Source organism: Streptomyces cavernae (genome assembly GCF_004023625.1).
GTDB classification, from domain to species: Bacteria; Actinomycetota; Actinomycetes; order Streptomycetales; family Streptomycetaceae; genus Streptomyces; species Streptomyces cavernae.
In genome coordinates this window covers 548,246-569,530 of sequence record NZ_RPDJ01000001.1, presented here as the reverse complement: position 1 = coordinate 569,530, position 21,285 = coordinate 548,246, and the positions used below count along the sequence as shown (strand labels likewise).

Genomic DNA, 21,285 nt, shown 5'->3' with positions numbered 1-21,285 from the left:
CGCGAGCGGCGTGCGCAGATCGTGCGAGATCCAGGCGACGAGTTCACGGCGGGAGGACTCAAGGGCGCGCTCGCGCTCCCGGGACTCGGCCAGCTTCGCGCTGGTCGCCTCCAACTCGCGGCTGAGTACTGAGGCGTCCGCCGCCGGCTCAACGGCTGCTGTTCCATGCGGCCGGCCTCGCACCCATTCCCCTGGCCGTCGCGCTTCGAGCAGCCCGCGTCCCCGACGTCCGTGTTTCGTAAGGAGCCGAAGTCCGATATGTGCCGCTCCGGTTCGTAGGGTGAAGCCGTGATGACCTTTTCCGTACCCGAGGACGTCGATGTCGTCCTCCCCTGTCTGAACGAGGCCGAAGCCCTGCCCTGGGTGCTCGACCGCATCCCTCCCGGCTGGCGTGCCCTCGTCGTGGACAACGGGTCCACCGACGGCTCGGCCGACATCGCCCGCCGCCTCGGCGCGACCGTCGTCCACGAAGCGCGCCGCGGCTTCGGCGCCGCCTGCCATGCGGGGCTGACCGCCGCAAGTGCCACAACCGTGTGCTTCTGTGACTGCGACGCCTCGCTGGACCCGGCCCTGCTCGTGCCGTTCGTGCGCGAAGTCCAGGACGGCGAGGCCGACTTGGTGCTCGGGCGGCGACGACCGCGAGGCCGGGGCGCCTGGCCCGCGCACGCGCGGGCCGGCAATATCGCGCTCGCTCTGATGCTGCGCCGCCGCACCGGCCTGCGGCTGCACGATCTCGGCCCGCTGCGGGCCGCCCGCCGCGAGGCGCTGCTCGGCCTCGGTCTGACTGACCGGCGCAGCGGCTACCCGCTGCAGATGGTCGTGCGGGCCGCCGACGCCGGCTGGCGTGTCACCGAGCACGACGTCCCCTATCTGCCGCGGTCCGGTGCCTCGAAGGTGACAGGCACCTGGCGGGGCACCCTGCAGGCCGTACGGGACATGAGCCGCGTCCTGGCCGAGGCACCAGGCGTGGCCACGACTGCCGCGGCGCACCCCACGGCCCGAGGAGGCACCCGCCGATGACCACCCTGCTCGTCATCGCCAAGGAGCCCCGGCCGGGACGGGTGAAGACGCGGCTCACCCCGCCGTTCACGTCCGAGGAGGCGGCGATGCTGGCCGAGGCGGCCCTCGCGGACACCCTGCGGGCGGTGGCCGCGGCACCCGCCCGGCGCCGGGTCCTGGTCCTCGACGGGACGGCCGGGCCCTGGCTGCCGCCCGGCTTCGACGTCGTTCCGCAGTGCGCGGGTGGTCTCGACGAGCGGCTGGCCGCGGCCTTCGCCGACTGCGACGGTCCGGCCCTGCTGATCGGAATGGACACCCCGCAGGTGACGCCGGACCTGCTCACCGTGGACTTCGACGGAAGCGACGCCTGCCTCGGCCCCGCCGAGGACGGCGGCTTCTGGGCACTCGGACTGGCCGAGCCCGACCCCGGCCTGTTGCGCGGGGTACCGATGTCGACGCCCGCCACCGGCGCCGCCCAGCGGGACCGGCTCGTCGCCGCGGGCCTGCGGGTGCGCGACCTGCCGCACCTGCGGGACGTCGACACGGCCGCCGACGCGGAGGCGGTCGCCGCCACGGCGCCGAACGGCGCCTTCGCCGCGGAGTTCGCCCGGCTTCGGGTGGTCGGCGGCCGATGACAACCGCACATGAGGTGATGGTGCGGGGCACCGCGGAACACGACTGGTCCGCCGACCCGTACGCCGACGCCCTCCGGGCCGGCCGCGGACCGCTGTTCCTCCGCCGCAGTGACGGCTGGCTGCTTCCGCTGGACGTGGAGCGGTGGTGCGGCCGGGCCGACGCCGTGGACTTGCGGGTGCTGGACCGGTGTGAGGGTGCCGTGTTGGACGTGGGGTGCGGGCCGGGACGACTGGTCGCGGAACTCGCCGCCCAGGGCCGGACCGCGCTCGGCATCGACATCAGCGAGGCCGCCGTCGCCCACACCTTGAGCATCGGCGGGCAGGCCGTGTGGCGCTCGGTCTTCGAGCCGATGCCCGGCGAGCGCCGCTGGAACACCGTTCTGCTCCTGGACGGCAACCTCGGCATCGGCGGCGACCCACGCGCCCTGCTCCGCAGACTGGCCCAACTACTGCTGCCGGGTGGCCTGTTGATCGCGGAGACGGCACCGGTGGACGTGGACGAGCGCATCGACGTCCGCATCGTGCGCGGCACCGACGCCCGCGTTACCGGTGCCCTGTTCCCGTGGGCCCGGCTCGGCACCCCTGCGCTGCTGCGGTGCGCCCGCCCGCTGGGCTGGCGCACCGTCGCTCAGTGGTCGGACGACGGCCGCTGTTTCGTGGCCCTGCGCAGCCGCGACACCAGCAGCAGGGCGGAACCGCCGAACAGTACTGCGGTGATCAGCAGCCAGCGGGCGAGGAAGCCCTCGGCGGACAGGCCGGTGGCGGACTCGTAGCTCGCCACCCGCCCGCTGATGAGCGGGAACCACACCAGCAGCAGGAGCCCGGACAGGACCGCCGGCACCCGGACGTACAAGGTCCTCCCCCGCTGCCCCAAGGGCGTGGACGGTGCCCCCACCCGCCGGCCGGCGGCACCGAGCACACCGGTGACGGCCCGGTCCACGGCCGCGTACAGCGGCACGAACACCAGGTCGTGCAGCACCGCCGCGCCCACGAACCACAGCACCACTCCGAGCCAGTCCCCGGACAGCAGACGCACGCCCGCGTAGCCCGCGAGCGCGAACGAAGAAGCCAGAAGCAGAATCCGCAGGGGGCTCCCCAGCGGAGGCAACGCGCTGCGCATCACAGATCTCCGAACGTCATCCGGGCCACCCACTTGGTGTTGAGCACACCGGGCACAGCAGGCGCGATGACCCGCGCCGGGTAGCCGTGGTCGGGGGTCAGCGGCTCGCCGTTGACGTCCAGTGCCAGCAGGGAACGCGGGTCACGCACCTGATTGGCCCGTAGGGCTGCCTTGCGGAAGGCGCCGCGTCGCTGGAGGGACTCCACCATGACGTCGGGCGCCGCGTCCGCCTCGTATCCGACCAAGGCGGCGAGATCCCGTAGCCGTACGCCCCGCCACCACTGGTCAGAGGTCGACCAACCCTCCACGCAGGCAATGGGCAGCGCCGAACTGTGCAAAGGAAGTCCCAGCAGCTCGGCACGGCTCAACCGAACGCTCCCGGTGGGCCCCGTGACGACCAGCCGCCAGACCTCCTCGCTCGTCTCCCGTCCGGTGATCCCCCGGTACGCGGCCGTCTTGTTGATCTGGAAGCCGCCGGGGCCACTGCCCGGATCGCCCGCCCCGTGCGGAGCGAGGAGGGCGGTCCGCCGCAGCGGACCATCGAAGCTCTGCCCCGCCGTGGTCGCGAACAGCAGCAACGAACCGCCCCCGACCAACCACAGCGCCCCGCGCCGCGACACGGTGGGCTCCATGGGCCGCGGGGAGACCAGCGGGAACTCCGGCTCCACGCCGGCCTCCTCCTGCGGGCCCTTCCCCTCCCGCATGCGCCGCAGATTGCGTACGGCAGCCGGCGCCCGCAGCACCACGTGCACGACGAACGCGGCGAAGAACACCCACGCCCCGTAGAAGTGCAGAGGGTAGAAGGAGCCCGGGAAGACATAATCCAGCTGGATGTTGAGCACACCCGTCACGAACTCGAACAGCACGCCGCCGACCAGCAGGAGCAGGGAGATCCGCTCCAGTGCGTGGGCGAGCGACCGGACCGGTGGCAGCGCGAACAGCTTGGGCACCACCGACCACAGCTTGGCCAGCAGGACAGGGATGAGCGTGATCCCGAGCGTGACATGGACGCCCTGGTTGAGCCGGTACAGCCAGGGCGGATCGGTCGGCCATGCGAAGAGGTAGAAGCCGAGCAGTCCCTTGTCCGGCGTCTTGTCGTTCACCGGCGACAGATCCGGGTTGTACGCGGCGTAGGACAGCAGCCCCGTCACGAACAGCACGGTGATCCCGCCGAGCAGCACGACGCCGAGCACCGAGGTGAACCACGGACCGCGCACAGGACTTCGCCAGAAACCGGGGGAGAAAGGCAGACGTTGGTCAGGCATGTCCCGACGTTAGGCAGGAACCCGCCGGTACAGGGGTGCGCGACCCATGACGAAACTCTGACGTCAGCACCGCGGGCGACCCTGTTCGACGCCTTCCGCCCTAGCGTTCCATGTGTGATCCGCACCCCGTTCCGCGACCTGGCAGCTGTCCTGGCCGCCGTCCTCCTCGTCGTGGCGGCCGTCGTGGTCGGCCGGCACCTCCACTTCACCTACGACAACCTGCATACGGGGTGGCCTCCCCTGTACGCCAACTGGGGCCCCCACGCCGGCCCCGGTACCCCGGCGGCGCTGGTCGTGGCGGTCGCCGTCGTGGCGTACGGCCCGGCCCTGGCCGCCCGGCTGCCGTGGCGCGCGCTGCTCGGGGCCACCTGGGGTGCGGCGATGGCGTGGACGTGGTCACTGGCTCTGATCGACGGCTGGCAGCGCGGGATCGCGGTGCGGCTCACGACCAGGTACGAGTACCTGCAGGTCATCGACCGCTTCCAGGACATTCCCGCGACGCTGCGGGACTTCACCGGGCACATCCTGCTCCACTCCCCCGACAACTGGCCCCCGCATGTGGCGGGTCACCCTCCGGCGGCGACGCTCACGTTCGTCCTGCTCGACCGGGCCGGGCTCGGCGGCGGGGGCTGGGCCGGGGTGTGGTGCATCACCGTGGGCGCATCGGCGTGCGTGGCGGTACTGGTGGCCGTGCGGGCGCTCGCGGACGAGGCCCTCGCGCGCCGGGCGGCACCGTTCCTGGTACTGACGCCGGCCGCGGTATGGATGGGGACGTCCGCGGACGGCTACTTCGCGGCGGTCGCCGCCTGGACCATCGCGTTCCTCGCCCTCGCGGTCACCGGACACCGGCCGCGGCTCACCGGCTTCGTCTCCGGCCTCCTCTTCGGTCTCACCTGCTACCTCTCCTACGGACTCACGCTCTTCGCCGTGATCGCGGGCGCCGTCCTGCTGCTCGGCGGCCCGCGACGAACCCGGCCCCTGCCCTACGCCCTCGCCGGAGTCACCCTCGTTCCGCTCGTCTTCACCCTCGCGGGCTTCAACTGGTGGGAGGCATACCGACTGCTCGTCGAGCGCTACTACCAAGGGGCGGGCGGTATCCGTCCCTATGGCTACTGGGTGTGGGCCAACCTCGCCTGCACCGTTCTGATCGTGGGCCCGGCGACAGTGGCGGGCCTGCGGCGGACCGGCGCCGCGCTCCTTGGGTCCCTGGCACGCCTCAAGGCACGTTCGCCCGCCAACGCTCCGGAGGACGGGGTGCGGACGGACGACCGCCACGGCACTGCCGTACGTACCGGCTCTGCCCTGCGCCGGCGTGTCGTGCCCCGGGCGGGCTGGTCCGTCACCTGTCCCGACGTCCGCCTCGCTCTGCTGGTCACCGCGGCGTTCGCTGCTCTGCTCATCGCCGACCTGTCCGGGATGAGCAAGGCGGAGACCGAACGCATCTGGCTGCCGTTCGCCCTGTGGCTGCCGGCCGCCTGCGCGTTCCTGACCCGACCCCGTGCCTGGCTCACCGCGCAGGCCGCACTCGCTCTGCTCCTCAATCACCTGCTGATGACCGGCTGGTGACGGGAGGGATGGCGAAACGCCGTTCCCCGGCCCACCCACTGGTTCGGACTCGCCGATGGACTACGAGGTACTCCTCGTCTCCGGGATGCGGGGGGAGTTGAGGAGTTGAGGACTATTTGTGTCGCGGCCTACTCCGCCGCGACCGCCTGTTCCGACATCAGGTCCGGAGCGATGTCCACGATCATGTCCTCGTGACCGCCGACCAGGCCGCGGCGGCCGACCTTCAGCAACAGTGTGCGGGCGTCGACGCCGTACCGATCGGCCGCCATCTCGGCGTGGATGCCTGCCGCCGTGGAGGAGCGCGCTCCCCCCAGGCCATGTCGATAGCGCCGTCGAGGCCCTCAGGCACACACAGAGTTTCCGAGACGCTTGGATCCGACAGCTCAGCGAGGGGCCGGGGTCACCGCCCCTTGTGCGCGCAGCAATGCGATGTCGTCTTCGGTGACGCCGAGTTCGGTGAGCAGGGCGTCGGTGTGCTGACCGAGGGCGGGGATCCCACCCATCGGGGGCTCGTAGCCGGCGATGACCGGCGGTGGAAGCAGAGCGGGTACCTGACCGTGAGGTGTGTCGATCCGGCGCCACCGGTCGCGGGCCGTCAGATGCGGATGGGCTATGACCTCGCTCGGTGTGTTGAACCGGGCGTTCCCGATCCCTGCGGCATCCGCGTCGCTCTGCACCTGCGTCAGGTCGTGGCGTGCGCACCAGTCGGCGATCTCCGCGTCCAGGAATTCACGGTGTTCAGCCCGGCCGGAGGTGGTACGAAAGCGTTCGTCGTCGGCCAGGTCGGGCCGACCGAGAAGGTCACGCGCGAACCGCCGCCATTCGCGGTCGTTCGTCGTGCCCAGGACGACGGTCTGGCCGTCCGCTGTGCGGTAGGCACCGTACGGCGCCACCGCGGGCGAGCCCATGCCGACCGGCTGCTGGTCCACACCCGTGTGCAGCGTGTAGGTGAGCTGATACCCCATCAGCTCTGTCATCGTGTCGAACAGGCTCACCGCGACCGCGTTGAGGCCGCGACCATGGCCACGTTCCTTGCCGCAGAGCAGCGCCAGAACCGACAACGCGGCATACAGGCCGGAGCACACGTCGGCCATCGGCGGACCGGGCTTGGCCGGCGCACCGGGAAGGCCCGTCGTCGCGCATGCGCCCGACTCCGCCTGGGCGAGCAGATCGTAAGCACGCTTGTGGGACAGCGGGCCTCCCGGCCCGTAGCCGTCGATCTCCACGGCGATGAGTTCCGGGTGGCTGACGGCCAGGTCGGCGGGCGCGATACCGAGCCTCGCCGTGGCACCGGGAGCAAGATTGGAGACCATCACATCGGCGCGGTCGAGCAACCGGTGGAGTATCGCCATCCCGGCCGGATCCTTCAGGTTCAGCGTGACCGACTCCTTGCCCCGGTTGACCCATACGAAGTGCGCCGACATGCCGCTCACCACGTCGTCGTAGTGCCGGGCGAAGTCACCGCCTTCCGGGTTCTCCACCTTGATCACCCGAGCCCCGAAGTCACCGAGGGTTCGGGTGCAGATGGGAGCCGCCACCGCCTGCTCCAGGGACACCACCGTGATGCCCGCCAGTGGCCCGGCCTGCTTGGCCGCGTCACGAGCGGTGCGTGTCGGGTCGGAGCGTTCCGCCCGCTCGGTGTCTGCCACCTGCTCGGTGTCTGCCACGTTCACCCGATCACCCTTCAGGGTCCGGGGAGGAAAGCCGGGCCTTGCCATGAATTTCTCCTCGACCTTGTCGTACCTGCCAGTGCCGGGCGCGTCGGTGCTGTGGCCCGCGCCGCCCACCTCATGCCCGCTCCGTCGTGGTCGGTCCGGTGGACCGCGGAGCGCGTCCGGCCGAGAACGCGGTGCTGCCCTCGGCGATACCCGCACCGGCCGGCAGTTGCGGCTGTGCCCGTATCTCCTCGGCGAGTACGGCGTCGAGTTTCGCGGGCAGGACAGGACGCCGGACGGACGCCGGATCCGCTTGGTCGCCGCGATGGAGGACGGAGCGCCTTCGGCTAGCCGCCCGGCCGGCCGTACCGCTTCCTGCCATGCGGATCCGGGCTCGCACAGGACGTCGGCCAGAGCCGAGAGCGGCCGACTCCCCCGAGTCCAGGACGTCGCCGAACAGCAGCAGGCGCTTCGCCGTGCGCAGCCCGACCCGCGCTTGCAGCGACCAGAGCAGTCCGGAGTCCGCGATCAGCCCGATCCTCCCGAAGGGGCAGCCGAACCGGGCGTCACGGGCGGCCACCACGTGGTCGCACGACGCCGCGAGCGACATGCCGAGCCCGAACGCGACACCCTCGACCGTCGCGAGCCCGGGCTTGGGGCTCCGGACCATCGCCCGTACGATGCCCGCGACCACCTCCGTCCTCGCGGCGGACTCCCCCGAGACGGGTGTCATGGAGCGGATGTCGCCGCCCGCGCACAAGTTGCCTCCCGCGCCGGTCGTCACCACTGCCCGGCACCGCTCGTCGCGCGACGCGTCCCGCAGTGCGGTGCCAAGTTCCTGGCGGCAGGCCAGATCCAGGGTGTTGTGTCGATCGGGCTGATGGAGCGTCAGCACCCGTTCCAGCCCGTCGTCCTCCATGAGCACGGCCGCGCCTGGGGTCCGGTCGCTCATGGCGGCCCCTTGCCGATCCACGACCGCACTGCGACGGCCGGTCGCCTTCCCCGTACAGCCCGGTGGCCTCGCACGCCTCGCTCATGGGGCCGCCCGCGCCGCCCGTCACGCGTGCTCCCGCAGCAACTGCCTGCCCACGATGAGCTTCTGGATCTCGCTCGTCCCCTCGTAGATGCGGAACAGTCGCACGTCCCGGTAGAAGCGCTCGACGGGAACGTGGCGCATGTAGCCCATGCCCCCGTGTATCTGGACGGCACGGTCGGCCACCCGGCCCACCATCTCGCTGCAGAACAGTTTCGTGGAGGACGGCGCGAGCCTGCGGTCCTCGCCCGAGTCGTACGCGCGGGCCGCCTCCAGCACCATGGCGCGGGCCGCGTACATCTCGGCGTGCGACTCGGCGAGCATGGCCTGGACGAGCTGGAACTCGCCGATGGGACGTCCGCCCTGCCGGGTGACCGAGGCGTGCGCCACGCTTTCGTCCAGGATGCGCCCGGCCAGCCCCACACACATCGCCGCGACGCTCAGACGTCCCCTCGCCAGCGACCGCATGGCGGTACGGAATCCCTCTTCCTCGCGTCCTCCGACGAGCGCACTCGCCGGAAGGCGTACGTCGTCGAAGAAGACCTCCGCGCTCAAGGCCCCCGACTGGCCCATCTTGTGGTCCCTCGGTCCCACGGTGACGCCGGGGCTGTCCGCGTCGACGGCGAAGGCGGAGATCCCCTCGGCGCCCGTGCTCTGGGGCCCAGTGCGGGCGAACACCATGAAGACGCCGGCGAGCGGGGCATTGGTGATGAACCGCTTGCTGCCGTTCAGGACGTAGCCGTCCCCGTCGCGTACGGCACGGGTCCTGATTCCGCTGGGGTCCGAGCCCGCCTCCGCCTCCGTGAGCGTGAACGCCGCGATCAACTCTCCGGCGGCCATCCGCGGCAGATAGCGCCGCTTCTGCTCCTCGGTGCCGGAACTCGCCAGGAGCTGGCCGGCGACCCCGTTGTTGATGCTGAACATCGAACGGAACGCGGGCGTGGTGTAGCCGATCTCCAGGGAGAGGCGTACGTCCTCCGTCATGGAGAAGCCCAGCCCGCCGTACTCCTGGGGCAGCGCGTAGCCGAACAGGCCCATGGCGGCGGCCTTCTCGCGGAGGTCCGCCGGGATCTCGTCCTTCTCCTCGATCTCGTTCTCGCGCGGGACGACCTTCTCGCGCACGAAGGCCCGCACCGCCGCCAGAACGGCGTCGAACTCGTCTGGTTCCATTGGCTTTTCGCACTCCTCGGTTGTGGGCGCCCTATCGAGCGCGCCCCATGGCTCGGGCTGCTCGGGCTGCTCGGGCTCAGCGGGGAAGGAGTTCCAGGACGGTGGCGTTCGCCATACCGCCGCCCTCGCACATGGACTGCAGGCCGTAGCGGACGCCGGCGGCTCGCATGTGGTGGAGCAGGGTCGTGGTCAGCCGTGCGCCGGAGGCTCCGAGGGGGTGGCCGAGCGCGATGGCTCCGCCGTCGGGATTGAGCCGGTCCGGATCGGCGCCGGTCTCGGCGAGCCAGGCGCAGGTCACGCTGGCGAACGCCTCGTTGATCTCGAAGGCTCCGATGTCCTCGATACCCAGACCGGCGCGCTTCAGGACCTTCTCGGTGGCCGGGACGGGGCCGGTCAGCATCGTCACGGGGTCGACTCCGACGACGGCGAAGGAGTGGAAGCGGGCGATCGGGCGCAGGCCGAGTTCACGCGCCTTCTCGCCGCTCATGACCAGCAGCGCCGAGGCACCGTCCGATATCTGCGAGGAGTTGCCGGCCGTGACCACGCCGTCCTCGGTGAACGCGGGCTTCAGAGCCGCCATCGTGGCGGCCGTACCGCCCCGCCGTACTCCCTCGTCCGTGTCGACGGTCCGTACGGAACCGTCCTCATCCGTCACGTCCACCGGCACGATCTGGGACTTGAACCGCCCCTCGTCGATCGCGGCCGCCGCCTTGGCGTGCGACCGCAGACTGTGCGCGTCGAGTTGCTCCCGGCTCAGCCGCCAGCGCCGCGCGATCTCCTCCGCGCCCAGCCCCTGGCTGAACCGTGAGACGCCGTACCGTGCCCGTACGGCCGGGCCGAAGGGTTCGCCGGGGCCCCGCTCGCGGCCGGAGCCCAGCGGAACGCGGCTCATCGACTCCACGCCGCCCGCCACCACGACGTCGTACTGCCCGCTCATCACTCCCGCGGCCGCGAACTGCGCCGCCTGCTGCGAGGATCCGCACTGCCGGTCGATGGTGACGCCTGGCACCTCCTCCGGCCATCCGGCGGCCAGAACGGCGAAACGGCCGACGCAGCCGCCTTGCTCACCGGTCTGGGAGACGCAGCCCCACAGCACGTCCTCGACCAACGCCGGGTCCAGATCGTTGCGTTCGGCGAGGGCGCGCAACACCACGGCGGACAGGTCGACCGGGTGCACAGTGCTCAACGAGCCGTTCCGCTTGCCCACGGGGGTACGGACGGCGTCCACGATGACCGCGTCACGCATGTCAGACCTGCCTTTCCGCTGTGTCCGGCGCACCGGTTTCGTGTGTGCCCGAGGGGGGTTCGCCCGGGCCCCGAGTCGTCCGGGCCAGGCGGCGGAGCTCGGTTTTCAGCACCTTTCCGGCCGGGGACAGGGGAAGTTCCTCGACGAAACGGACCTCTCTGATCCGCTTGTACGGCGTCACGCGCTCCGCGACGTACTCCATCAGCTCCTCGGCCATCGCACGCGGCTCAGCGGCGGGGACCACGAAGGCGACGGGGACCTCGCCGACGGCAGGCACCGCCCTCCCGACGACCGACGCCTGGAGCACTGCCGGGTGTCCGCCGAGGATGTCCTCCAGCTCGCGCGGGTACACGTTGTAGCCCTTGTAGATGAGCATGTCCTTCGACCTGCCGGAGACGTACAGGAAGCCGTCCGCGTCGAGGTGGCCGGTGTCGCCGGTGCGCAGCCAGCCGTCGACGAACTGCGCGGCGGTCTCCTCCGGGCGGCCGAGGTAGCCCGCGGCCACCTGAGGGCCCCGCACCCAGATCTCGCCGTGCTCCCCCCGAGGCACCTTCCGGCCGGGATGCAGCGGGTCCCGGATCTCCAGCTCGGTGTCGAACAGGGGAAGCCCCTGGCTGCCCGGCTTGCGCAGCCCGGCCTTCGCGATCGGGCCGCTGGACACGGTTGCTGTCGCCTCCGTCAGGCCGTAACCCTCGATGACGGCGGCGTTGGGGAAGACCTCTGTCAACTTCTCCAACGTGTATGTGTCGATGGGGGCGCCGCCCGACACCACGGCCTTGACCGAACTGAGGTCCCGCGTGCGGATGCCCGGTGTCGCCAGCAGGGCGTGCCAGAGCGCCGGGGCGCCCGGGATGTACGTGATCCGGTGTCGTTCCACCTGCTCCAGGTACGACTCCGCATCGAAGCGGCCGCTCAGGATGGTGGTGGCGCCGCACAGGAGGAAGAAGTTGAGGCTGATCAGACCAAGGGCGTGGAACAGGGGCGAGACACACAGCGCGGCGTAGCCGCCCAGTGGAAGGGCGTGATCGCCGGGGGTCTCCAAGGGGGTCAGTACCACACCGCCTTCGCTGTCGAGCCCGGGGACCGCCCCGGAGCGCCAGCAGGCGACCTGGATGGAGTTGCCGACGATGTTGCGGTGCAGTATGCGCACTCCCTTGGGTGCCCCGGTGGTTCCGCCGGTGTACCCGTACTGGGCGACGGAGTCGCTGGGGACCAGCACCTCTGGCGGGTGGGTGCTCTGGCCTGCGACGAGGGCCTCCAGGGCGGTGCCCGCCTTCCCGAAGAGCTTCGCGCAGTCACCGTGCCTGTCGGCCGGGGCCGATTCGCTGGGCGGCACGATGACGACCAGCCGGACCGGCAGCCCGTCGATCGCCTCGGCCAGCACCGGTGCCGGCTCCGGATGGGTCACCACGGCTGCCGCGGAGCAGTCGGCGAGCTGGGCGCGCAGGGCCTTGGCCGGCTGGGCGGGGTTGGCCGGGCAGGCTGTCGCGCCGGCGAGCATGATGCCGTAGTAGGCCACGGCGAACCACAGGGTGTTCGGCAGGTGAAGGGCGACCACGTCACCCTGCCGTATGCCGCGCGCCCTGAGGCCGCCTGCGAACGCGGCAGCCTGTTCGTACAGGCCGGTGAAGGTGAGAACCTGGTCGCCGTCGCGCACGGCCGCCCGGTCGCGGTAGCGGCGGGCCGAGCCGGCGAGCACCGCGCCGAGCGGGACATCGGGGTAGTCGAGGCGGCGAGGCAGTCCCGCGGGCCAGTAGTCGGTCATGTGCCGCTCCCTTCACGCGCCGGCCTGCGCCCGGCCATGCAGGGCTTTCGCGCGGTACGCCGGCTCATCGCACGACCCCCGCGTCGAAAAGCCTCTTGATCTGCTCGGGGCTCCGGCCCGTCTCGGCGAGGACCTGTGCTGTGTGCTCGCCCGGAAGGGGGGCCGGCCGGGCGGGCCGGCGAGGGGTGGAGGAGCCGAACCGGGGGGCCGGGGCGGGCTGGAGGACTCCCGTGCCGTCGGTGAAGAAGGTGCCGCGTGCCGCGTTGTGACGATGGCGCGGTGCCTCCTCCAGCGACAGCACGGGGGTGACGCACGCGTCGGCGTCGGCGAACACGGCGGCCCAGTCGTCGCGAATCCGGGCGGCGAAGACCTCCGCCAGGCGCCGCCGCATGACCGGCCAGCGGGAACGGTCCCACTGCCCGGTGAAGTCGACATCCGCGGCCAGGCCGAGCCGTTCCAGGAGGGTGGCGTAGAAGGGCGCCTCGATCGCGCCGACCGCGATGTACTCGCCGTCGCGGCAGCGGTAGACGCCGTAGAACGGGGCTGTACCGTCCAGGTAGTTGACGCCCCGGTGGTCGGTCCACCGCCCCTGGTGCAGACGGCTGTAGACCATGGCCAGCAGCTGAGCCGACCCGTCCACCATCGCGGCGTCCACGACCTGGCCTTTCCCGGAGGCGCGTGCCTGCACGACCGCGCACAGCACACCGAAGGCGAGCAGTGCGCCACCGCCGCCGAAGTCGCCGAGCAGGTTGAGCGGCAGGACCGGCGGACCGTCGGCCGGTCCGATGGCCCCCAGGGCCCCCGACAGGGCGATGTAGTTGATGTCGTGCCCGGCCCGCGGCGCGAGCGGCCCGTCCTGCCCGAATCCCGTCATCCGTCCGTAAACCAGGCGCGGATTGCGGTCCAGGCACGGGCCGGGTCCCACGCCGAGCCGTTCGGCCACGCCCGGCCGGAAGCCCTCCAGGAGGACGTCGGCATCCGCCACCAGGTCGAGGACGGCGCCAACGCCTTCCGGGTGCTTGAGGTCGATGGCGGCCGAGCGCCGGCCCCGGTGCAGGACGGGATCGGGCCTGCCGGCCTCGTCCGACGGGCGCTCGACACGGATCACGTCCGCGCCGGCATCGGCGAGGAGCATCGCACAGAACGGCCCCGGCCCGATGCCCCCTAGCTCGACGACCCGCAGCCCGGTGAGCGGCCCCGGAGCCGCATGGGGCACGGCGCCGTTCGCATGTCCTTGTTCTTGTTCTTCGTTCACCGGCCGCTCACCGGCCTCGCCAGACGGGAGCGCGCTTTTCGGTGAAGGCCGACGCGCCTTCCCGAGCGTCATCCGAGTTGAACACCAGCGCGGTGATCGGCCTTTGACGGTCGAACAGCTCGTCCCGTGGCCAGCCGGGAGACTCCACGAGGACACGTTTGGTGACCTGTACGGCGAGCGGACCGTTGGCGGCGATGGTGGAGGCCAGCAGCCTCGCCTCCTTCAGCGCGCCGCCGGGCGGGGTGAGCCGGTTGACCAGCCCGTAGTGGTACGCCCGGTCCGCGGTGAGGACGTCGCCGGTGAGAGCGAGTTCCATCGCGATCTGGTACGGGACCCGTCCCGGCAGCCGCAGCAGTCCCCCGCCCACCGCCACCAGTCCGCGCTTGACCTCGGGCAGCCCGAACTTGGCGTCCTCGGCGGCGACGACCAGATCACTGGCGAGGGCGATCTCGCATCCGCCTGCCACGGCGTAGCCCTCGACGGCGGCGATCAGCGGCTTGCGCGGCGGGGCCTCCGAGATGCCGGCGAAACCGCGTCCCGCCACATGGGGACGCTCGCCGCGCAGGAATGCCTTGAGGTCCATGCCCGCGCAGAAGGTGCCGCCGGCGCCGGTGAGGATGCCGACCGCGAGGTCGTCACGCTCGTCCAGGTCGTCCAGCGCGGCTGCGATGGCCTCGGCGACGGCGCGGTTGACCGCGTTGCGGGACTCGGGCCGGTTGATGGTGATGACGGCGATGCCGTCGCCGTACTCGACCAGTACTTCGTCTGCCACGGCAGCTCCTTTACGGTGGCCAAGCGGTGGTCGCGGTTGGGGAGTAGCGGTTGAGCGCCGGCCTTCAACGCGGGGCCAGGCGGATGGCGCCGTCGAGGCGGATGGTCTCTCCGTTGAGCATCGGGTTTTCGATGATGTGCAGGGCGAGTTGTGCGTACTCGTCCGCCGCGCCGAGGCGCGGCGGGTGCGGCACCGCGGCGGCGAGCGCGTCGAGCTTCTCCTTCGGCCTCCTGCCGAGCATCGGTGTGTCGAACAAGCCGGGTGCGATGGTGACGACCCGGATGCTCCTGCTCGCCAGATCCCGGGCCGCACACACGGTGAGGCCGGCCACTCCGGCTTTCGACGCCGCGTACGGGGTCTGTCCGATCTGCCCCTCGAACGCCGCGACCGACGCCGTCATGACAACCACTCCGCGGTCGCCGTCGAGTGGTTCGTTGTGGGCCATGCGGGCGGCGGCGAGCCGGAGCACGTTGAAGGTGCCGATCAGGTTGACGTCGACCACGGCGCGGAAATGGTCGAGATCGCCAGCGGTGCCGTCCTTGTTGACCACGCGGAGCGGACCGCCGCGGCCCGCGCAGTGGACGACCGCGCGCAGCGCTCCTGTCCGCTCGGCGGTGTCGAGGACAGCGGTCATGTCCTCGGTGCTCGTCACGTCGGCGGGGACGAAGACGGCCTCGGGGCCGAGGTCGCGGACGACGCGGTCGCCGTCCGAGGAGGGCAGGTCCGCGATGGTGACGCGGGCGCCGGCCTTGAGCAGCCGCCGCGCCGTCGCCAGGCCGAGCCCCGACGCGCCGCCGGTCACCACTGCGGATATTCCGCTGGTCTGCATGGACACTCCAGTCGGTCGAGTCGGTGTCGGATCTGCCGCCCCCGGCGCCGCGAAGGCTCGGCGACTGCCGTCGTACGCCGGGCCGCGGGCCACGGCCCTTGCGGTCGGGACCGCAGCCGATGGAGAGGAGGTACTTGTCGAACGATCGTTAAGTTAGGCCGCTGTCTCACACACTGTCAATGACCGCGACGAAAAGTGCGGGCGACCTACCGGGCCGGCGCCTCGCCGTGCCCGACCAATGCGAACGCCAGCCGCACGTACCGGTCGCACAGCTGCGCCGTCCCGAGGTCGCCGGACGGGTCGTACCACTGGGCGACGGCGTTGCACATGGCCATGACCGCCCGGCGGGCGTCGTCCGGGTGCCGGGTCCGGAAGACTCCGCCGGCCAAGCCGTCGTCGATGGCCTTCTGGAAGAGTCCCGATACTGCGTGTCGCCTTTCGATGATGGGGTTGCGGTACTCGGGTTCGAGGTAACGGAGTTCCTGGAGGGTCAGCAGACTCTCGACCCGCCGCCTGACCCGGTAGTCGACCGTCACTGTGACCAGGGCGGCCAGCCGCGCGGCGGGGTCGTCACCGGCCTGCGCCAGTTCCTTCTCGCAGTGACGGAAGTAGTCGTCGAGCGAGTCCTCGATCAGGGCGTGGAAGAGCTCCGCCTTGCCGGAGTAGTAGTAATAGAGGGCGGACAGACTCATGTCGGCCCGCTTGGCGATGTCACGGATGGAGGCGCCGAAGTAGCCACGCTCCGCGAAGACGTCCCGTGCGGCGTCCATGATGGCGTCCCGGCCGTTCCCCCGGAGGCCGGAGGGACCGTTGTCCGCCGCCTTGGCGCTCTTGCCCGCCACTTTGCCCCTTGTCGCATCCATGGACCCAGCCTCCCAGAACGAACGAACGATCGATACAGCCGCCCCCTGCCATGCCGAGCCGAGGGCCGGCGCACCGCCGCCGCCGGCCCGCCGGGCACGGTCCCCAGTGTCATCCGGCCGACGGAACCTTGTACTCCTTCGCCAGGTCCGATGCGAAGAAGTCACCGAGTGGTTTGACTCCGGCGAAGACGTCCTTGTCCACACCCAGCACCTGGGCCTCGCGCGAACTCGGCTCAGCGGGATCGGAGAAGTCCTGGGGCGGGAGCAGACCGGGCAGCGTGAAGTCGGTGACGGCGCTGCGGGCCTTGAGCAGGCCCGGGCGGGTGAGGTCCTCGCAGGTCTTGCCGAGTATCTCGGCGTACAGCTTGGTCATGGCGTAGGCGTGGACGACTCCGCTGCTGGCCTCCGGCGCCTTGCCGTACTGGTCCGTCCAGGCAGCGGCCAGCTTGCGAGCGGCGGCGGTGTCCGCGCCGAGGGCGCCCAGCCCGGAGAGCCTGGTGTAGTGCTCGGTGAGCGCGGGTGCCGCAGACGTCGTGAGCAGGCTGGTGGCGAAGGTCGACACCCCGCCCATGATCGGTACCTCCATGCCGGCCGCCTGCGCCACTGCCGCCACCGAAGCCGCCTGCTTGGGCGTCGAGTCGACCTGGATCGCCTTGACCTTCGCCGACTTGAGCGCGTTGACCTGGCTGGTGAGGTCGGTTGCGGTGGGGTCGATCTGCTGGCCGACGATCTTCAGCCCCAGCTTCCCCGCAGCGAACTTGCTGCCCCGCAGGCTGTTCTCGCCGATTTCTCCCTGGAGGTAGATATGCCCGACGGAATCGCCGCTGCGCAGTTCGCCCTTCCTCACGAGCCAGTCCAGGCCGTTGATCGTCTGGATGTCGTACGTGGCGCCCAGGACGATCAGGTGCTTGTCCCCCAGCAGGGTCGACGCGAACGTGGTCAGGCCGGCGAGTTCGTCCTTCGCCTCGATCTTGTCCCGCAGCGCCGTGACGACCGGTGTGCCGAGGATGTTCAGATAGCCGAGGACCTGCGGATCCATCTCGTCGTACGCGGCGACGGCCTTCTGTGGGTCGTAGCCGTGGTCGCGGGTGACGAGTGCCAGCTTCCGGTCGCAGACACCGCCTGCCGCGTTGATCTCCTTCACGGCGACGTTGCTCGCGTCGAGGATCGTCTTGCCGGTGCCCGCGAACGGGCCCGACAGGTCCATCAGCACCCCGAGCTTGATGGTGGAGTCGCTGACGCCGGGCGCGGCGGAGGAGGTCCCTGCCCTTTCGGCCTTGGTGGAGCATCCGGCAACCGCCAGCGCTGAGGCCAGAGCCACGGCCGCCAGGCCGAGTGTGCGCGATTTGTGCATCGGTGTGTCTCCTCGTTGAGAAGCGGATGAGGTGGTTGACAGCACACGTCCGGCAAGGTGGGGAGCGGGCCTGGAGTGTCTGAGGCGACGGACGGCTGCGGAGCGCGGGTTCAGGGAGTGGAGGCCTCGGCCGGGCGGCGGCTTCGTAGAGGTCGAACGGCGCCGGCCAGCGCCGCCAGACCGCCCGGCTGGACGATCACGGTCACGATGACGACCGCGCCGTACACGAACTGTGCCGCTGTCGACCCGTCAAGTCCCTGCCCGCCGGCTCCGGTGACGAACGGCAGGGAATCCGCGTAGCGGGAGAACAGCAGGGGCAGCGTCACGACGAAGACCGCACCGGCGATCGCGCCACCCACGGATCCGAGGCCGCCCAGGATGACCATCAGCAGATAGTTGATCGACAGGTGGAGGCTGAAGTAGTCGGGGACGGTGCGCTGGAAGGCCAGTGCCGTGAGCACACCGGCAGCGCCGGCATACATCGACGACAGTACGAAGACGGCTGCCTTGGTGCGTCGTATGTCGACGCCCATGGCGCTCGCGCCGATCTCGCTGTCCCTCATGAGCCTCAGCGCCCTGCCGGGCCGGCCGCGCAGGACGTTCCGGCCGAGCAGCGCCGCCCCGCCGGTGACGACGAGGAACAGATACCACTGGCTCTCGGCGGCACCGAACGGAACGCCCAGGACGGTGACGTCCGCCTGGTCGGAGAAGGAGAACCCGCCGATCGACAGCGGCACGACGGTCCGGCCCTCGAAGCCGCCGGTCACCGGCTTCATGTTCTGCAGCAGATGGTGGCCGAGGAACACCAGGCCCAGGGAGGCGATGCCCAGGTAGATGCCTCGCAGGCGGCTGGAGACCGGGCTGAACAGCAGGCCGCAGACGCCCGCCAGCAGGACGGCCAGTACTGCGGCGAGAAGCGGGGGAAGGCCCAGACCGGACACCCCGCCGCCGCTCTCTCCGGCCAAGAAGGCATAGCCGTATGTGCCGACGGCGACGAAGAAGGCGTGTCCCAGGGACAACTGTCCCGCCGCGCCGAGCAGGATGGTGAGGCCGATCGCGCCGACCGCGGCCGCCATCGCGAACAGGCCCATGTTCAGCCAGAACGCGGAGACATACAGGGGCAGTGCCAGGAGGACCACCAGGGCGGCGGTCAGCGCGCACAGGGCCGGCACACGCCCTGCCATGCGAAGCCGGGACGTCTCAGGCACGGCTGACCTCCTTCGCGCCGAACAGGCCCGAGGGCCGCCACAGCAGAATGCAGATCATGATCACGTAGGCCACGACGTCCCCAAGCCCGCGCCCGAGGAAGGAGAGGGAGGCCTGGTACTCGGCGACGGTCACCTCGGCGATGCCGATGACCAGGCCGCCGACGATCGCCCCGCCGAGCGAGTCGAGGCCACCGATGATCGCGGCGGGGAGCGCCTTGATGGCCGCGGTCCCGGTACTCACGGCCACGCCAGGGCTGGGGAACGACGCGAGACCGATGCCGGCCGCGACGGCGAGGACGCCGGCCGTCACCCAGGCACCTGCCGAGACCCGCTTCAGCCGGACACCGGCGAGCGCCGCGCCCTCCCGGTCCTCGATCGAGGCGCGCATGGCCAGGCCCCAGCCGGTGTGGCGGAGGCACGCAGCGAGACCGGCGATCAGCAGCGGCACGGTGATGATCGTGATGATCACGGACAAGGGCAGTACCACTGAGCCGAAGTGGACCACATGTCCGTCCCAGGGAGCGCCGAGTGGCAGCACGCGCTCCCCGATGCGCCAGCTCAGTTCCGCAGTGAGCACCACGTTGACCCCGATGGTGAGGATCGCCAACGCGTCATGCTTGCGGCCGTCGACCCGGGACAGCAGGAGTCGCTCCACCGCCAGCCCCAGCGTCCCGGCCGCGACCAGGCCGAGCGCCACGGCGGCCGCGAAACCGATGTGCGGGCTGGTCTGCGCCACCACCCACACACCGAAGAGCACAAACGAGGCGTGCGCGAAGTTCACCGTGCGGGTCGCCTTGAAGACAATGACGAAGCCCAGCGCGATCAGGGCGTACAACAACCCCAAAGACAGACCGCTCAGCAGGATTTCGACTCCGCGAGTCATCACGACAACCTCTCCGCCACCTGGTCGTTTCCGGATTCCATGGGCGCTCCCAGATAGGCGCTGATCACTTCCGGATGCTGTCTTACGTGTTCCGGCGTGCCGTCCGTGACGACCTTGCCGAAGTCGAGAACGGTGATGCGGTCGGCGATCGACATGACCACTCCCATGTCGTGCTCGACGAACACCACGGTCAGACCGAGCGCGTCACGTGCCGCGGAGACGAGCCGGGCGAGTTCCGCGCTCTCCGCGGTATTCATCCCGGCGACCGGTTCGTCGAGGATGAGCAGCCGCGGCTCCAGGCACAGCGCCCGCGCGAACTCCAGGCGCTTGAGATCTCCGTACGCGAGGCTCGCCGCCGGGCGGTCCAGAACACCGGACAAGCCGGCGAACTCCGCTATGTCACGCACCCGCGCTTCGTGGACACGCTGTTCACCGCGGCCCAGTCCCAGTGCCGTCGCGGCGATGCCGGACCGCGTCAGCCGATGCCGGCCGACCATGAGGTTGTCGAGTGTGGACTCGACCGGTGACACGACGATGTTCTGGAAGGTGCGGGCGACCCCCCTCCGTACCACCCGGTCCGGACGCAGGCCCGTCACCTCCTGACCGTCCACCATGATGCGGCCCGAGGCGACACGGTAGATCCCCGACAGGGCATTGAGCAGCGTCGTCTTCCCAGCACCGTTGGGACCGATGACGGCATGGATCGTTCCGGGCCGCACGGTGAATGACACACCGTCAAGCGCGCGCAAACCGCTGAACATCACGCTCACGTCCTCGACACGCAGTTCCGGTGCTCCGTGAGTCGTCGTCATCCGGACCACCTGCTCAGCGTCGGCGTCTTTCCGGTTCCGGCCCCGGGCCGCGGGGCGGATCCGCCGGCGCCCTGGCCGGCGTGCGCGTCCGCGCCCAGGTAGAGGCGGCGCACATCGTCGCTCTGCGACAGTTCGTCCGTCGGTCCGCTCAGCACGACCCGGCCGAGGTCGAGCACACAGGCCGAGTCGGCGACCGACAGGGCCATCGCCGCGTTCTGCTCCACCAGCAGGACGGGGACCCCCTCCCGGCTGATCTCGCGGATGGTCTCGCCCACGAGATGCACCAGCCGCGGCGCGAGGCCGAGGGACGGCTCGTCGAGAAGCAGGAGTCTCGGCTGCGCCATCAACGCCCGGGCGATGGCCAGCATTTGCTGCTCGCCGCCGGACAGCGTCCCGCCACGGGCGCGTCGCCGCTCGGCGAGCCGCGGGAAGAGTTCGTACATCCGACGGCGTGTGCGCTCACGCGCCGCCGACGACCGCACGGTGAGCGCACCGGCGTTCAGATTTTCCTCCACCGTCAGACCGGCGAAGATGTGCCGTCCTTCCGGTACCTGCACGAGCCCGCGCGCCACGGTGCGGGCCGTGTCCGCACCGGTGATCCGTTCGTCCTGGAACCGGACGGAGCCTTCGGTGACCCCGCCGCCGTACAGGCCGAGCGTGCCGGAGACGGCGCGCATGAGCGTCGTCTTGCCGGCGCCGTTGCTGCCGAGGAGCGCGACGACGCCGCTGCCGCCGACGTCCAAGGACACCCCCCGCAGAACGGGTGAGCGCGCGCCGTACCGGACGACGAGTCCATCGATTTCGAGCACTTCGGCCTCCCTTGCCGCCCCGAAGCAACACCCAACGTCACTCATC

Annotated in this window: 19 protein-coding genes and 2 pseudogenes; 4 read left to right on the top strand and 17 right to left on the bottom strand. The window is 70.8% G+C overall.

All coding sequences use genetic code 11. The features are described from left to right. Window positions 1-141: pseudogene (locus EF387_RS12535) on the bottom strand (two-component sensor histidine kinase); the annotation flags it as partial. Between the two features lie 150 nt (window positions 142-291). Between EF387_RS12535 and EF387_RS12530 the strand changes: the two are divergent. From EF387_RS12530 to EF387_RS12520, 3 genes are read left to right on the top strand one after another with little or no spacing between them, the layout of a single operon-like run. Continuing rightward, window positions 292-1,020, top strand: coding sequence for a glycosyltransferase family 2 protein (locus EF387_RS12530; protein WP_128376559.1), 729 nt, complete (start codon window positions 292-294; stop codon window positions 1,018-1,020). Then, entirely contained in the window at window positions 1,017-1,634 is a 618-nt protein-coding gene (locus tag EF387_RS12525; protein ID WP_128376558.1) for a TIGR04282 family arsenosugar biosynthesis glycosyltransferase, read from the top strand. Before EF387_RS12530 ends, EF387_RS12525 begins: the two co-directional genes overlap by 4 nt. Beyond that, window positions 1,631-2,407 (top strand): class I SAM-dependent methyltransferase, encoded by a 777-nt coding sequence (locus EF387_RS12520; RefSeq protein ID WP_128376557.1) that lies wholly within the window; start codon window positions 1,631-1,633, stop codon window positions 2,405-2,407. The genes EF387_RS12525 and EF387_RS12520 overlap by 4 nt, the downstream gene beginning before the upstream one ends. Window positions 2,408-2,753: 346 nt before the next feature. On the opposite strand, the gene EF387_RS12510 is transcribed toward EF387_RS12520, so the two are convergent. Beyond that, complete coding sequence (locus tag EF387_RS12510; RefSeq protein WP_128376556.1) at window positions 2,754-4,019, bottom strand: molybdopterin-dependent oxidoreductase; 1,266 nt, start codon at window positions 4,017-4,019, stop codon at window positions 2,754-2,756. Window positions 4,020-4,133: 114 nt separating this feature from the next. Between EF387_RS12510 and EF387_RS12505 the strand changes: the two genes are divergently transcribed. Then, window positions 4,134-5,585 carry a hypothetical protein gene (locus EF387_RS12505; RefSeq protein ID WP_128376555.1) on the top strand — a complete coding sequence of 484 codons (1,452 nt, stop codon included), beginning with the start codon at window positions 4,134-4,136 and terminating at the stop codon, window positions 5,583-5,585. A gap of 128 nt (window positions 5,586-5,713) precedes the next feature. Here the strand turns inward: EF387_RS12505 and EF387_RS12500 are convergent. From EF387_RS12500 to EF387_RS12430, 15 genes and pseudogenes are all read right to left on the bottom strand, one after another. Then, window positions 5,714-5,863 (bottom strand): annotated as a pseudogene (locus EF387_RS12500) (4-hydroxy-2-oxovalerate aldolase); the annotation flags it as partial. Between the two features lie 105 nt (window positions 5,864-5,968). Beyond that, entirely contained in the window at window positions 5,969-7,258 is a 1,290-nt protein-coding gene (locus EF387_RS12495) for a CaiB/BaiF CoA transferase family protein (protein ID WP_420802561.1), read from the bottom strand. A gap of 115 nt (window positions 7,259-7,373) precedes the next feature. Beyond that, window positions 7,374-8,192 (bottom strand): enoyl-CoA hydratase/isomerase family protein, encoded by an 819-nt coding sequence (locus tag EF387_RS12490; RefSeq protein ID WP_128376553.1) that lies wholly within the window; start codon window positions 8,190-8,192, stop codon window positions 7,374-7,376. A gap of 105 nt (window positions 8,193-8,297) precedes the next feature. Continuing rightward, a complete protein-coding gene (locus EF387_RS12485) occupies window positions 8,298-9,443 on the bottom strand; it encodes an acyl-CoA dehydrogenase family protein (RefSeq protein WP_128376552.1) in 1,146 nt (381 codons plus the stop codon). A gap of 76 nt (window positions 9,444-9,519) precedes the next feature. Then, window positions 9,520-10,689: a thiolase family protein gene (locus EF387_RS12480; protein WP_128376551.1), complete on the bottom strand. Its 1,170-nt coding sequence runs from the start codon at window positions 10,687-10,689 to the stop codon at window positions 9,520-9,522. Between the two features lies 1 nt (window position 10,690). Next, a complete protein-coding gene (locus tag EF387_RS12475) occupies window positions 10,691-12,454 on the bottom strand; it encodes a class I adenylate-forming enzyme family protein (RefSeq protein ID WP_128376550.1) in 1,764 nt (587 codons plus the stop codon). A 64-nt stretch (window positions 12,455-12,518) separates the two neighbouring features. After that, window positions 12,519-13,709, bottom strand: coding sequence for a CaiB/BaiF CoA transferase family protein (locus EF387_RS12470; RefSeq protein ID WP_128376549.1), 1,191 nt, complete (start codon window positions 13,707-13,709; stop codon window positions 12,519-12,521). A 7-nt stretch (window positions 13,710-13,716) separates the two neighbouring features. Then, window positions 13,717-14,481: a crotonase/enoyl-CoA hydratase family protein gene (locus EF387_RS12465; RefSeq protein ID WP_128376548.1), complete on the bottom strand. Its 765-nt coding sequence runs from the start codon at window positions 14,479-14,481 to the stop codon at window positions 13,717-13,719. Between the two features lie 64 nt (window positions 14,482-14,545). After that, a complete protein-coding gene (locus EF387_RS12460) occupies window positions 14,546-15,310 on the bottom strand; it encodes an SDR family NAD(P)-dependent oxidoreductase (RefSeq protein WP_128376547.1) in 765 nt (254 codons plus the stop codon). Window positions 15,311-15,516: 206 nt separating this feature from the next. Continuing rightward, entirely contained in the window at window positions 15,517-16,173 is a 657-nt protein-coding gene (locus tag EF387_RS12455) for a TetR/AcrR family transcriptional regulator (RefSeq protein ID WP_128376546.1), read from the bottom strand. A gap of 109 nt (window positions 16,174-16,282) precedes the next feature. Next, on the bottom strand, window positions 16,283-17,527 hold the full coding sequence (locus EF387_RS12450) for an ABC transporter substrate-binding protein (RefSeq protein WP_128376545.1): 1,245 nt from the start codon (window positions 17,525-17,527) through the stop codon (window positions 16,283-16,285). Window positions 17,528-17,637: 110 nt separating this feature from the next. Next, the gene (locus tag EF387_RS12445; protein ID WP_338058108.1) at window positions 17,638-18,735 is read right to left on the bottom strand and encodes a branched-chain amino acid ABC transporter permease; all 1,098 of its coding nucleotides are present in this window, start codon (window positions 18,733-18,735) and stop codon (window positions 17,638-17,640) included. Continuing rightward, window positions 18,728-19,618 carry a branched-chain amino acid ABC transporter permease gene (locus EF387_RS12440; RefSeq protein ID WP_128376544.1) on the bottom strand — a complete coding sequence of 297 codons (891 nt, stop codon included), beginning with the start codon at window positions 19,616-19,618 and terminating at the stop codon, window positions 18,728-18,730. Before EF387_RS12440 ends, EF387_RS12445 begins: the two co-directional genes overlap by 8 nt. After that, a complete protein-coding gene (locus tag EF387_RS12435; protein ID WP_202918219.1) occupies window positions 19,618-20,430 on the bottom strand; it encodes an ABC transporter ATP-binding protein in 813 nt (270 codons plus the stop codon). Before EF387_RS12435 ends, EF387_RS12440 begins: the two co-directional genes overlap by 1 nt. After that, complete coding sequence (locus tag EF387_RS12430) at window positions 20,427-21,284, bottom strand: ABC transporter ATP-binding protein (protein WP_128376542.1); 858 nt, start codon at window positions 21,282-21,284, stop codon at window positions 20,427-20,429. Before EF387_RS12430 ends, EF387_RS12435 begins: the two co-directional genes overlap by 4 nt. Window position 21,285: the final 1 nt, after the last annotated feature.